Origin of the sequence: Candidatus Planktophila versatilis, from assembly GCF_002288105.1 — a bacterium.
GTDB classification, from domain to species: Bacteria; Actinomycetota; Actinomycetes; order Nanopelagicales; family Nanopelagicaceae; genus Planktophila; species Planktophila versatilis.
Window position 1 is genome coordinate 349,607 of record NZ_CP016774.1, and the last position, 13,773, is coordinate 363,379.

General features: G+C 48.5%; 11 protein-coding genes. All 11 read left to right on the top strand.

The features are described from left to right. The 11 genes from leuS (at position 1) to A1sIA79_RS01885 (ending at position 13,752) form a co-directional block, all read left to right on the top strand. Positions 1-2,472: a leucine--tRNA ligase gene (gene leuS, locus A1sIA79_RS01835; protein ID WP_095674540.1), complete on the top strand. Its 2,472-nt coding sequence runs from the start codon at positions 1-3 to the stop codon at positions 2,470-2,472. 57 nt (positions 2,473-2,529) lie between these two features. Beyond that, positions 2,530-3,135, top strand: coding sequence for a ComEA family DNA-binding protein (locus tag A1sIA79_RS01840; RefSeq protein WP_095674541.1), 606 nt, complete (start codon positions 2,530-2,532; stop codon positions 3,133-3,135). 77 nt (positions 3,136-3,212) lie between these two features. Next, the gene (locus A1sIA79_RS01845) at positions 3,213-5,252 is read left to right on the top strand and encodes a ComEC/Rec2 family competence protein (RefSeq protein WP_223298364.1); all 2,040 of its coding nucleotides are present in this window, start codon (positions 3,213-3,215) and stop codon (positions 5,250-5,252) included. 12 nt (positions 5,253-5,264) lie between these two features. Further along, positions 5,265-6,215, top strand: a complete 951-nt coding sequence (gene holA, locus A1sIA79_RS01850; protein ID WP_095674542.1) for a DNA polymerase III subunit delta — start codon at positions 5,265-5,267, stop codon at positions 6,213-6,215. Between the two features lie 107 nt (positions 6,216-6,322). Beyond that, positions 6,323-6,592, top strand: coding sequence for a 30S ribosomal protein S20 (gene rpsT / locus A1sIA79_RS01855; RefSeq protein ID WP_095674543.1), 270 nt, complete (start codon positions 6,323-6,325; stop codon positions 6,590-6,592). Positions 6,593-6,635: 43 nt separating this feature from the next. After that, on the top strand, positions 6,636-8,516 hold the full coding sequence (gene lepA / locus A1sIA79_RS01860) for a translation elongation factor 4 (RefSeq protein ID WP_095674544.1): 1,881 nt from the start codon (positions 6,636-6,638) through the stop codon (positions 8,514-8,516). A 201-nt stretch (positions 8,517-8,717) separates the two neighbouring features. Then, a complete protein-coding gene (locus A1sIA79_RS01865; protein ID WP_150122973.1) occupies positions 8,718-9,947 on the top strand; it encodes a hypothetical protein in 1,230 nt (409 codons plus the stop codon). Between the two features lie 99 nt (positions 9,948-10,046). Further along, positions 10,047-11,180, top strand: coding sequence for a radical SAM family heme chaperone HemW (hemW, locus tag A1sIA79_RS01870; RefSeq protein WP_223298365.1), 1,134 nt, complete (start codon positions 10,047-10,049; stop codon positions 11,178-11,180). A 26-nt stretch (positions 11,181-11,206) separates the two neighbouring features. Continuing rightward, positions 11,207-11,947, top strand: coding sequence for an HrcA family transcriptional regulator (locus A1sIA79_RS01875; protein WP_095674546.1), 741 nt, complete (start codon positions 11,207-11,209; stop codon positions 11,945-11,947). After that, the gene (gene dnaJ, locus A1sIA79_RS01880) at positions 11,947-13,035 is read left to right on the top strand and encodes a molecular chaperone DnaJ (RefSeq protein ID WP_095674547.1); all 1,089 of its coding nucleotides are present in this window, start codon (positions 11,947-11,949) and stop codon (positions 13,033-13,035) included. Before A1sIA79_RS01875 ends, dnaJ begins: the two co-directional genes overlap by 1 nt. Then, positions 13,036-13,752, top strand: coding sequence for a 16S rRNA (uracil(1498)-N(3))-methyltransferase (locus tag A1sIA79_RS01885; RefSeq protein WP_095674548.1), 717 nt, complete (start codon positions 13,036-13,038; stop codon positions 13,750-13,752). Positions 13,753-13,773: the final 21 nt, after the last annotated feature.

The following is a 13,773-nucleotide window of genomic DNA, read 5'->3' on the forward strand; positions in this document are numbered from 1 at the left end:
GTGAGTACTGAACGCGAACACGCGGCCTACGATTTTGCATACGTGCAAGAGAAGTGGCTTCCCATCTGGGACACACTCCAACCATTTAAATCTGGTCGAAAAGAAGATACGCGTCCTAAGAAATATGTCTTGGATATGTTTCCTTATCCTTCCGGTGATCTCCATATGGGCCATGCCGAGGCATATGCACTCGGCGATGTAATTGCTCGTTACTGGATTCAAAAAGGATTTAACGTCATGCACCCGATTGGTTGGGATGCATTTGGGCTGCCGGCCGAAAATGCGGCAATCAAACGTAATGAAGATCCACGTATTTGGACTTATGAAAACATCGCAACGCAGAAAGCATCTATGCGTCGCTATGCATGTTCATTCGACTGGGATCGCGTCTTTAATACGTGCGATCCCGAGTACTACAAGTGGAACCAATGGCTCTTTACCAAATTACATGAACGTGGCCTGGCCTATCGCAAAGACTCTGCCGTTAACTGGTGTCCCGGATGTCAGACAGTTCTTGCCAATGAACAGGTAGTAGCAGGGCTCTGTGAGCGTTGTGATACCGCGGTAACCAAGAAGAAATTGAATCAGTGGTATTTCAAGATTACTGATTATGCCGATCGCTTACTCGATGACATGTCTGAGTTAGAAGGTAAGTGGCCGGAGAAAGTTCTGATGATGCAGCGCAATTGGATTGGCCGCTCCCAGGGTGCCAATGTGCAATTCGTGATTGAAGGTCGCACCGAACCCGTGACCATCTACACCACCCGCCCCGATACGTTATATGGCGCAACCTTTATGGTCGTTGCTGCAGATTCAGCGTTAGCCGCCGAACTTGCTAGTGGCACACCAGTTGAAGCCGAGTTCACCTCTTACTTAGAGAAAATTAAAGCGGCTTCAGATATTGATCGCCTAGCGACAGACCGACCTAAATCAGGTGTTGACCTCAAGCGCTTTGCAATTAACCCAGTAAATGGTGAGAAGTTACCCATCTGGGCATCAGATTATGTCTTAGCTGATTACGGCACCGGCGCCATCATGGCGGTTCCGGCCCACGATCAGCGCGACCTTGATTTTGCAAAAGCGATGAAGCTGCCCGTGCGGGTTGTCGTTGATACTGGTGAAGAAGATCCAAGTGAGACAGGCATTGCCACAACAGGTGATGGAAAAATTATTAACTCTGGTTCACTTAATGGCCTTTCCAAGGCAGCTGCAATTGCCGCAATTAATAAGCAGCTAGAAGCCGATGGACTTGGTAAGAGTGCGCGTAATTATCGCCTGCGCGATTGGCTTGTATCTCGCCAACGTTATTGGGGCACACCTATTCCGATCGTGCACTGTGATAAATGTGGCGAAGTAGCTGTGCCAGATTCAGAGCTTCCATTGCTCTTGCCTGATGCAAAGGGACTGGATTTAAAGCCAAAAGGTCAATCACCACTGGCTGCAGCAACTGAGTGGGTTAATACGAAGTGCCCTAAGTGTGCGGGCCCGGCCATGCGCGATACCGACACCATGGATACTTTTGTTGATTCATCTTGGTATTACCTGCGTTATCCATCGTCAACGAATGCGACCGAACCATTTAATCGTGGCGATATCGATACCTGGCTGCCTGTGGATCAATATGTCGGCGGAGTAACTCATGCCATCTTGCACCTGCTCTATTCGCGCTTTTTTACCAAAGTACTTTTTGATATGAAGATGCTCTCATTTATTGAGCCCTTTACGCGCCTGCTTAACCAAGGCATGGTGGTCATGGATGGCTCTGCGATGTCGAAATCTCGCGGCAACCTCGTGCGCCTCTCTGATGAACTAGAAAACCATGGCGTCGATGCCATTCGCTTATCAATGGTCTTTTCAGGTCCACCAGAAGATGACGTTGATTGGTCTGATGTTTCACCATCTGGCTCGGTTAAGTTCTTAAGCCGTGCTTGGCGTTTATCAGGAGATGTCACATCAGCTACCGGAGTTGATTTCACATCAGGTGAAATCAGTCTGCGTAAAGCAACACATAAAGCGTTGAACGATGCCGCATTCGCTGTTGAATCATTTAGATTTAACGTAGCTGTTGCTCGTGTGATGGAGTTAGTGAATGCAACCCGTAAGGCAATTGATTCCGGATGTGGACCGGCAGATCCTGCGGTGCGCGAAGCCACAGAGGCAATTGCCATCATGCTCTCACTCGTTGCTCCCTTTACAGCAGAGGAAATGTGGGAGCGACTTGGACACAAACCAGCGATTGCAACTGCTGGCTGGCCAGAAGTTGACCCAGCGCTATTGGTCGATGATGAAGTAGAGGCAGTTATTCAAATCAACGGCAAGATTGTTGATCGGATGAAGGTTTCACCAACAATTGGTGATGCTGATTTTGAGGCTGCCGCGCTTGCCTTGCCTTCAGTTGTGGCGGCGCTAGCGGGTGCCACGCCTAAGAAAGTGATTGCTCGCGCACCGAAATTGGTCAACATCGTTCTGTAATCAACAGCCACACCCGATTCACCATTTTCCTACTTAGATCTAGACCACCATCTGCGGATGGAAAATCAATATCTCGAGAAGGCACATAACTGGTGGAGTGATCTCCACTATTCATCAACACAAAAAAGAGCGTTGGCACTGGTTGCACTGCTCGTTCTCCTTATCTCCGGCCTCTTTGTCGCCCGCGGTGCTTCGCAAGAAGTTGTTGCGGCGCCTATCGCACTTGAAGTGCAAGAAATTACTCAGGAAATCATCGTCGATGTTGCAGGGGCGGTGATAACTCCCGGTGTGTATTCATTACCTCTTAACTCACGCGTTGTGGAGGCAATCAAAGCTGCTGGTGGGTTGAAGAAAGGGGCTGATACTTCAGATATTAATCAGGCCCGCATCCTTAAAGATGGTGAGCAGATTTATGTATTTGCCGCAGCAACATCCTCCGGTGGTATGGCAAAGAGGGTGGTGCGCAAGAACGGACCCGTGATGATTAATCGGGCAACAGTGAAAGAGTTTGAAGCACTCGATGGAATCGGGCCAGTGCTGGCTAATCGCATCGTGGCATACCGAAAGATCAATGGTCCATTTACAGCAATTGAAGATGTGATGAAGGTTTCCGGAATTGGAGCGGGAACATTCGCAAAGTTCAAAGAGAAGCTGCGCGTCTAATTGATAGCCGCGCCCTCGCATTGGGGGGCGCGGTGTGGGTGGGGGCGCTTGCGCAGAGTTGGAGTCCAACCTGGGTAGTGGCAGCTATTGCTGTGATTGCCGCAGTTATTTTATTTAACAAGCGGCGTTTGGCAGTTCTACTTATCGCCATTGTGCTGGGTGCAACGATTATGTCGATAAGAATTGCTGCCCTTGATTCCAGTGCGATAAACCAATTCCGGGGCGCGATTACATCTGTTGAACTACAGGTAACGACAGACCCTAATCGAGTGGTTCCAAAAGTATTTGGTAGCTCCTTTGCACCTATCTCTTACTCATTTATGGGCCAAGCGCTCCGAGTTGATGATAGATATTCCATGCGCATCCCAGCGCGCGTCATTGTTTCTAATAAAAGCGTGGAAAGCTTGTTGCCCGGTCAGAAGATTCGGGTGCAGGCTAAAGTGTTGGAGAGTAAAGAGGGACGAGTTGCAGCTCTACTGATTGTGAAGCAACGCGTTGAAGTACTCACTCAACCCTCGCGCTGGGCGAAAGGATTGGCGCGTATTCGCCTAGGACTGCGCAGTGCAACTGGCGGCGAAGATGCTGGTGCGCTCATTCCTGGAATGGTGATTGGCGATACTAGTAAGCAGAGCGTTGAGTTTAAGAACCAGATGCGCAGATCTGGTCTTACCCACTTGGTGGCTGTCAGTGGTGCTAACTTCGCCATCGTTTCAGCCTTTGTTCTATGGGGCATGCAATTTGTTTTCCGCAAAGTTAATTATCGCCTGATTGCAACTGCGATAGCACTGGCTGCATTTATCGCACTTGTGCGGCCATCACCTTCTGTCTTGCGCGCCGCAGCCATGGCTGCAGTTTTACTTGTTGCATTTGGCACCAGACAAGGGCGAGATCCGCTGCCGGCGTTGGGCTTTGCTATCGCAGCTGTAGTGATTTTAGATCCCTTTCAAGCACGCGATGCTGGTTTTGCTCTCTCTGTTTTAGCAACAGCTGGGTTATTACTTCTGGCACCGAAGATAAAACCGAAGTTCTTAGCACCCCCCATTGCAGCGATGGCTTTTTGTGCGCCAGTCATTGTGGCTTTATCTGGATACATCAGCCCCATGAGCATCATTGCCAATGTCTTAGCTGCACCCGCCGTTGCTCCCATCACCATTGTTGGATTCATGGCCGCCCTTATCTCACCCTTTGCACCCTGGCTTTCGCATCTTCTTATTCTGTGCGTGAAGCCACTTGCGATCTGGATTGTCTGGGTTGCATCCTGGAGTGCCGGTTTTCCAGTCTTCACCTTAAAGACTGGGCTCTATGGATTCCTCATTGTGGCCGTTCTCATTCTTGCTATCTATCTCGGTCGAGCGAAGGTCGCAATCGCGCTACTCATCGTTGTTATTACCTTTTCCTGGGCGCAGCGATTTCCGGCAGGGGATTGGCAGATTGCTAATTGCGATATTGGCCAAGGTGATGCGATGGTGATTAATTTGAAGCACCACCGCGCAATAGTTATTGATGTGGGCCCTGATCCACAATTAATTGATAGGTGTTTGCGCCAGCTTGGAGTACGTGAGATTCCGCTCTTGATATTGACCCATATCCACGCGGATCATGTGGGTGGATTGGCGGGTGCGGGAAAGAATAGAAAGATCGGAACAACTTGGTATGGAGATGTATTTGCTGGCACCCGAGCCACAATTGAAGATGTGAAGATAGAGGTGAAGTGGCCTGATCGCGCGGGTGAATACACGCCAAATAACTCCAGCATTGCGGTGCTCTTTACTTCACCAGATTTCACACTCTTTGCCGCCGGTGATATTGAACCGCCGGTGCAGAGCCAACTGGTCTCACACATTGGCGAAGTAGATATCTATAAAGTGGCCCATCATGGTTCTCGCTATCAAGATCTCACCTTGATGCGAGAACTCTCACCGCAGATTGCAGTCATCAGCGTAGGCGCAACTAATACCTATGGACATCCTGCACCTGCCACCATCTCGGCCTTGACGCAGTTAGGCGCTAAGGTATTGCGTACGGATATTGATGGGGCAGTAGCAATCAAAGCAACAAACCATCAATTTTCACTACAACGCAGCAAGCGCTGGTTTAGATTTTTCTCTTGGAGCTAGGAGGCAGGTGAAATGAACGCTTTCTATCTCCTGCTCGGCCCGGAAGGAGCACTGGCTGATCGCGCACTGGCCAAACTTCTAGCCCAACTTAAAGACGAGAACGCCGAAATCACAACAGTAAGTGCCGCCGATGCCATCGTGGGCGACATCGCAGATGGCCTAGCACCATCACTATTTTCCGAACGCCGCGCGCTGATTATTAAAGATTTGCAAGATTTGCCGGAAGAGTCAAAAGATGAAATTACTCGCTATTTAGATTCCCCGGATCCCACCATGACCGTGGTCTTCGTGCATAAAGGTGGCGTCAAAGGCAAAGCGCTGCTGGATGCAATTAAGAAAGTGAAGCCTGAAATCATCGCCTGTGAGGCGATGAAGAAAGAGGCTGATAAAGAGAGCTTTGTGAAAGATCTATTCCTTGATGCTGGGCGCAAGGCAACACCAGGTGCCATCAAAGCTTTAGTGAACGCACTGGGTAATGAACTGCGCGAGTTGCAATCAGCCGTTTCGCAAATCTCACTTGATGCACCAGCAGGTGCCATTGATGAAGCAATCGTTGATAAATTTCATCAGGGCAGAATTGAAACAACGGGATTTGATGTTGCCGATGCCACTATTGATGGCAATCTGCCGGTGGCACTTGTCACTCTGCGTAGTGCACTTGAAACCGGAACAGATCCAGTGATGGTCACATCCGCCATCGCATCATCGCTGCGTAGTTTGGCTAAAGTCTCTGGCACAAATAAGGGAAGCAAATCATTTGAATTAGCGGGCCAACTAGGAATGGCGCCATGGCAGATTGATAAAGCCCGTCGTCAGTTGCAATCCTGGACACCTCGAGGAATAGCAACGGCCGTTGAAGCAATTGCTAAGGCAGATGCCGATGTGAAGGGGGCGGCATCGGATCCGATATTTGCCCTGGAAAAGGCGCTGGCGACCATCGCCGCCGCTCGCGCTGCGCGCTAATTTAAGGCCCAATTTCTCGATTTTGGGCTGATACCCCTGCGCTGATAACCTACCCCTCTGCACAAATCACAAGGTTTGGCTAAAAACACACAGACGGAGCTATCAACGTGGCAAATATCAAGTCGCAGATCAAGCGTATTAAGACAAACGAGAAGGCATACCTTCGCAACAAGTCTGTCTCATCATCTATCAAGACTGCTGTCCGCAAGTTCCGCGACGCAGTTGCCAAAGGTGATGCTGCAACAACAACTGCTGAACTACGCGCAGCTTCAAAGGCTCTTGATATTGCAGTTGCAAAGGGTGTTCTTCATAAGAACGCTGCTGCAAATAAGAAGTCTTCTATGGCTAAGGCTGCTGCTAAAGCCGGCGCACGTTAATTCATATCTATCAATTCACGATAGAAAGATAAAGGTCGCATAAGTGCCTGCAATATCCATTGCGAAGGCGCCGCAACCAGCAGCAACTAATCCAGCGCAGATCCGAAATTTCTGCATCATTGCCCATATCGATCACGGTAAATCAACGTTGGCCGATCGCATGCTCCAAATTACCGAGGTAGTAGAAGCACGCAATATGCGGGCACAGTATCTAGACCGGATGGATATCGAACGTGAACGCGGCATCACCATTAAATCCCAAGCAGTTCGCTTGCCCTGGCGCAGCGCACTTGATGGCCAGGAATACATCCTGAACATGATTGACACTCCAGGTCACGTGGACTTCACCTATGAAGTTTCTCGTTCTCTTGCTGCCTGTGAAGGTGCGGTGCTGCTCGTGGATTGCGCGCAAGGTATCGAAGCACAAACGCTGGCAAACCTTTACCTAGCGATGGAAAATAACCTCACCATTATTCCGGTGCTTAACAAGATTGATCTACCTAATGCGCAACCAGAGAAGTTTGCGGCAGAACTTGCTGGCCTGATTGGTTGCAAAGTAGAAGATGTATTGCGCGTTTCTGGAAAGACGGGCGATGGCGTTGCCGATCTTCTTGATCAAATCATTGCTCAAATTCCGGCACCTGTGGGAGATCCAGATGCTCCAGCGCGCGCACTGATCTTTGATTCTGTCTATGACTCATATCGAGGTGTTGTTACTTATGTTCGCGTTGTCGATGGACACATTAAGCCGCGCGAGCAGATTCAAATGTTTTCTACTGGTGTTAAACATGAGGCACTAGAGGTAGGCGTGATTTCACCAGAACCGTTGCCATCTAAGGGTCTGGGTGTGGGCGAGGTGGGATATTTAATTACTGGCGTAAAAGATGTGCGCCAATCACGTGTGGGTGACACGATTACTAATTTTGTGCGGCCAACGAAAGATCCACTGGGTGGTTATAAAGATCCGAAACCCATGGTCTTCTCTGGTCTCTTCCCACTTGATGGCGCAGATTTTCCAGTGCTGCGAGATGCGTTAGAGAAATTACAACTCAACGATGCCGCCCTGGTCTATGAACCAGAGAGTTCTGCCGCTCTCGGCTTTGGTTTCCGTTGCGGCTTCCTTGGCCTATTGCATATGGAAATTGTGCGCGAACGTTTAGAGCGTGAAGCAAAACTGAATCTTATTTCAACGGCGCCAAACGTGGTCTATCGCGTGACAATGGAAGATGGCAAAGAGTTTGTTGTGACCAATCCTTCTGAATTTCCTGATGGCAAGATCAATAGCGTGAAAGAGCCAATTGTGAAGTCAACGATTCTGGCACCGGCTGAATTTATTGGCGCCATCATGGAGCTCTGCCAAGAGCGCCGTGGCGTCTTGCTCGGTATGGATTACATCTCAGAAGACCGGGTTGAGATTCGTTATACCTTGCCCCTTGCTGAAATCGTCTTTGACTTCTTTGATCAACTAAAGAGTCGCACACGAGGCTATGCCTCCCTTGATTATGAAGAGCTCGGTGATGAAGAAGGTAACTTGGTCAAGGTCGATATCTTGTTACAAGGTGAGGCAGTTGATGCTTTTAGCGCCATTGTTCACCGCGATAAGGCCTACTCCTATGGTGTGATGATGACCGGCAAATTACGCGAACTCATTCCACGTCAGCAATTTGAAGTTCCTATTCAGGCAGCGATTGGCTCTCGCATTATTGCCCGTGAATCTATTCGTGCGATCCGTAAAGATGTTCTGGCAAAGTGTTATGGCGGAGATATTTCACGTAAGCGCAAACTTCTGGAGAAGCAGAAGGAAGGTAAGAAGCGGATGAAGATGGTGGGACGCGTTGAAGTTCCACAGGAAGCCTTCGTCGCTGCCCTTGCCACCGATGCTGATATCGCCAAGATTAAAGCAGCGCGCAAGCTCGAATCCTAAAGTGATGCTTTCGTTCTACGTTCATATTCCCTACTGCGTAAGACGCTGCGGGTATTGCGACTTTATTTCACACACAAGAGAGATAGATGCGAAACGATACGAGTATGAACACAGTTCTTGTAAAGAAAGCTGATACTTTTTTGCAGACAAATCTTAGGAGTGGGGCTGACAAATCCAATAGGGCTGGGTACTCTTACAGGCATGAAGAAGAACTTTGTTTTATTTTTAGTCGTAACCTTTATAGCTGCGTCATTGGCACTGCCCGCAAGTGCCGCAGTCAAAACAGGGGCCAAGTGCGCAACGAAGGGCCAGACTATAAACTCGCAAGGCAAGAAGTTCACCTGTGTTAAAACAGGCAAAAAATTACTTTGGGCACAAATTATAGTCGAGACAAAATCTACTCCCACACCAAAACCAAGCATCTCACCGTTGTACTACCAGCCAAAAGTTGGTGATTGCTTTAACTATGGCTGGGATCAAGCGATGTTTAAAAATGTTTCCGACCAACCGGTAAATTGCCAACTGTCACATACGGCGGAAACATATAGGGTGCAGGTTTGGAGTTCTCCTATTGATGTGTATCAGGATACGGATGAAAATGTTCTTGCCGTTGCAAAAAGTATATGTGAACCGATGTCGTACAAGCCATCTACATCTATAACTCAAAATTATTTCATTTTTAGCTTTCCATCTGAGCCGCAGTGGAACTTGGGAAATAAGTGGGTGCGTTGTGATGCTGTAATCTTGAATCAAAGTGGAAAGGTTCCCAATTTAATTTCTTGGCAAGGGGAGCCGCCAGTAAGACAAGATGTTCCAGCCACATGCACTGTTGAATCTTCAAAAAGTAATTCTTGGACTCGCACATATGAGGAAGAAACTACCATTCAAAGGAAAATGGGCTTTTATGTCAGGAATAGCTCTCCCGATCGAGACGCAACCTTAGTTTTAATCACTGCAAATTTGCGCTACACCGATGGAACGTCAGAGGATGTTTTGCTTGAAATTAGTAGAATTCCGGCGGGACAGTTAGTGGGAATCGGGAAAGATTTTGAATCGAAAGAACTTTCTGGCTGGTCTTACAAAATTAAGTGCAACGACAGCCCTAGGGGTTCTACAGCAAAACTGATTGAATTGACTGCTCCTGTGGTTAAGGATGAAGGTAGCGATCGATACTCTTTACGCTATTCAGCTCAGGCCACTAATCTTTACCCTGATGTTATTCGATGCAAGAACGACAACTACAGCTGCATGGTTTATATTTTATTTTTGGATCCCTATGATGCAATCGTGGGCGGGGACACCATTTTCATTAATGGACCCATTTATCCGAATCAATCTTTCAAGGTTGAGGGATCCATCTATTATCCAAAGAGTTGGCACCCAGAACGACTATCATCAGTGAAAATGTGGATTCAAGAACCGCAGTCCTAATTGAACTCATGTGAGAGCACGCACTATTTATGGTGCAGACTGATTTAAGTCTATGAACTTGGACAGTGCTCCAGATTTTGCTTTTACGAGGAAGATGAGATGATGACCATGATGCATCTTTCATTTTACGTCCATATTCCCTATTGCGTTAGGCGCTGCGGGTATTGCGACTTCAATACCTACACACCATCAGAGCTCCAAGATGGGGCAACGCTAGAAATAGTCTCCGGTGATTACATCGATGCCGTGCTCAAAGAATTGGCAGCAGCCCCACGAGATGAAGTGCCGACAATCTTCTTTGGTGGCGGAACTCCATCACTGCTACCACCGAAAGATTTAGGCCGGGTTATTACCGCGATTAAAGAGCGTAATGGCCTCACCGAAGATTGTGAGATTACCCTTGAGGCAAATCCAGATTCAGTGACGCAAGAAAAGTTGGATCAGCTGATTGCTGCAGGATTTAATCGCATCTCCTTCGGTATGCAATCATCTAATCCAGAAGTGTTAAAAGTTCTAGATCGCACCCACAATCCGGAGAATGTTCGCAAGGCTGTTGATATGGCGCGCGCAGCAGGATTTTCTTCCGTTTCAGTCGATCTGATTTATGGCAGCCCCAGAGAGTCATTGGCTGATTGGGCAGCAACTATCAAAGAAGCGCTCTCGCTTGATATCGACCACATCAGTGCTTACGCACTCATTGTGGAAGAAGGCACAAAGTTAGCTGCCCAGATTAAACGCGGTGAATACACCATGCCTGATGATGATTTGATGGCTGATATGTATTTACTTATTGATCAACAGTGCTTACAAAAAGGTTTGAAGTGGTATGAACTTTCAAATTGGTCAAAGCCTGGCCATCAATGTCGACACAATATTGCGTACTGGAAATCCAATAACTGGTGGGGACTTGGCCCAGGTGCACATTCTCATATTGATAGTAAACGATTCTGGAATGTGAAACATCCAAATGCTTATAAAGAGAAGGTCTTTGCCGGTGATTCACCAATTAAAGATTCGGAAATGTTAACTGATGATCAGAGAAAATCTGAATACATCATGCTCGCACTTCGCATGCCAGAAGGTGTGAAGAAGGCAGCACTGACTGTGGCGCAATACGAGCGCACGATGGAGTACATCAAGAGCGGGCATGTGATTGAAAAGCACGATGCGCTGGCGCTGACCCCGACAGGTCGCTTGATTGCCGACCGCCTGACACATGAAATGCTCCGCTAAGGCGCACCGGTTAAGATTGAGACCTCATGACTACCGATAGACGCCTAGAGATTCTTCGAGCAATCGTTGATGAATATGTAGAGACCCAAGAACCGGTGGGCTCAAAGGCGATTGCCGATAAACGCGCCCTTGGCATCAGCCCAGCAACTATTCGTAATGAGATGGCAGTACTGGAAGAAGAAGGCTTTATTACCCAGCCTCACACCAGCGCCGGGCGCATACCAACAGATCTGGGATACCGACTCTTCGTCGATAAGTTATCAACTATTAAGCCACTATCCACCGCCGAACGTCGCGCCATTGAAACGTTTCTTGGTGGCGCACACGATCTAGATGACGTTGTAAAGCGCAGTGCGAAGTTACTTGCAGATATCACCAAGCAGGTAGCAGTTGTGCAGTACCCAATTCTTGGTGATTCTCACGGCCGCGACATGATGGCTATCTCAGGAACGGCAAACCTTGCCCGCTCAGGTGATGATTTAGGTTCCACCCTTTCTCCCATTCTAGAAGCGCTAGAAGAGCAGGTAGTTTTGCTGCGCCTGCTTAGCGATGCTCACCCCACTGTGCACGTGACTATTGGAAGTGAACAGCACGAAGCAAACTTGCAGACAACTTCGCTTGTCACAGTTGGCTATGGCCAAGGCGAATCACCAATGGGGGCGCTAGGAATTATCGGTCCCACTCGTATGGATTATGCAGGATCAATTTCGGCAGTCTCAGCTGTTGCTCGCTATATCGGTCGATATATCACTGAGGGCTCAAGGTAATGGCTGATTACTACGGCTTGCTTGGTCTTGATCACGGTGCATCACAAGATGATATTAAGAAGGCCTATCGAAAGATTGCCCGCGAACTACACCCGGATGTTAATCCTGATCCAGAAGTTCAGAATAAATTTAAAGAGGTAACTGCTGCCTATGACACCTTAAGTGATCCACAAAAGCGTCAGCAATATGACATGGGCGCCCAAGGTGGTTTTGGTGGCGGATTTAGCGACATCATGGATGCATTCTTTGGTGGCGGTGGTAACCGCGGACCACGTCCACGTATGCGCCAAGGACAAGATGCCTTAATTCGCATTGAAGTCGATCTCTTTGAAGCGTGCTTTGGGGTGGAGCGCGAAATTACCTTGGAGTCAGCTGTTGTCTGTCAGAAGTGCACCGGGCAGGGAACCGCCAATAACAGCGCGCCATCGATGTGTCCGGTATGTAAAGGTCGTGGTGAAACACAGTTTGTGCAGAAGTCATTCCTTGGTCAAGTGATGACATCTCGTCCATGTAATAACTGTTCTGCCTACGGTTCGGTGATTACCGATCCTTGTCGGGAATGTGCTGGTGATGGCCGAGTACGTGCTCGCCAGACTATTAATGTGAAAATCCCAGCCGGTGTTGAAACTGGAAACCGAATTCAGATGGCAGGACGCGGAGAAGTAGGCGCCGGTGGGGGGCCAGCAGGAGATCTCTATGTCGAAATTGTGGAGACTGACCACGACTTCTTACTGCGTGATGGCGATAACTTACATATCGCTATTGAAGTTTCCTTTGCGGCAGCTGCCCTTGGCACAACCGTGAAGGTGGAAACCCTTGAAGGCCCGGTCGACCTACAAATAAAGGCGGGCACGCAGAGCGGTGCCACACTTCCCATTAAAGGCAAGGGCATGACTCGCCTTCGCACCACCACACGTGGGGACTTGATTGTCCATGTTGATATCGCAACCCCGCATAAGTTATCGAGAGAGCAAGAGAAGTTACTTAAGGAATTTGCACAATCACGTGGTGAAAAAGCGGGCGATGTGAAGATTAAGGGACATAAAGAGGGTCTCTTTACTAAATTTAGAGATTCATTCGGTCGCTAAGTGCTCACTCTTTTCTTTGTTGATGATTTGCCCACCACAGTGGGCACCAAGTATGAATTTGCGAACGAGGATGCCAACCACGCTATTCGCGTGCTGCGTATGCAAAGCGGTGGTTACTTCAACTTAAGTGATGGTAAAGGTAACTGGTCCCACGTTGAGATTCTGGAAGTACATAAGAAACATCTGACAGTTATTGTCCTTGAATCCGGATTCCAGGAGCCACTTGAAACTACCTTCACCATCATTCAAGCGATCCCTAAGGGTGATCGCATCAAGGAAGCAATTGAACTCTGCACCGAAGGGGGCGCCGATCGCATTGTGATGTGGAAAGCAGCGCGAAGTATTGGAAAATCTGATGACAAAATAGATAAGTTGCAGAACACCGCCCGTGAGGCAAGTAAACAATCACGCCGCTTTCGGATTCCAGCCGTTGTTGGGGTGGCAACGACTGCCAACATCATCGATGAGATTGCCAAGGTTGATTTGGCAGTTGTTTTTCATGAGAGCGCCACGATGAAACTTTCCGAAGTGATAGTTCCAGGGGCGAAGAAGATTGCCATCATTATTGGACCCGAAGGTGGGTTAACAGATGATGAAATCGATGCTTTTGCAGCAGCTGGTGCAAAGGTTGCGCTCATGGGGCGCCCAATTCTGCGCTCGGCCCATGCTGGGTTAGCCGCACTTTCTGCCATCAACACAGCGCTTTCTGTGTGGTGAATTCACCCTATTAACGATAGA

Bases quoted from the DNA above. Each gene is read 5' to 3' on its own strand.
- A1sIA79_RS01840 (WP_095674541.1), top strand. From the start codon at position 2,530: ATGGAAAATCAATATCTCGAGAAGGCACATAACTGGTGGAGTGATCTC.
- holA (WP_095674542.1), top strand. From the start codon at position 5,265: ATGAACGCTTTCTATCTCCTGCTCGGCCCGGAAGGAGCACTGGCTGAT.
- A1sIA79_RS01865 (WP_150122973.1), top strand. From the start codon at position 8,718: ATGAAGAAGAACTTTGTTTTATTTTTAGTCGTAACCTTTATAGCTGCG.
- hemW (WP_223298365.1), top strand. From the start codon at position 10,047: ATGATGACCATGATGCATCTTTCATTTTACGTCCATATTCCCTATTGC.
- A1sIA79_RS01875 (WP_095674546.1), top strand. From the start codon at position 11,207: ATGACTACCGATAGACGCCTAGAGATTCTTCGAGCAATCGTTGATGAA.
- dnaJ (WP_095674547.1), top strand. From the start codon at position 11,947: ATGGCTGATTACTACGGCTTGCTTGGTCTTGATCACGGTGCATCACAA.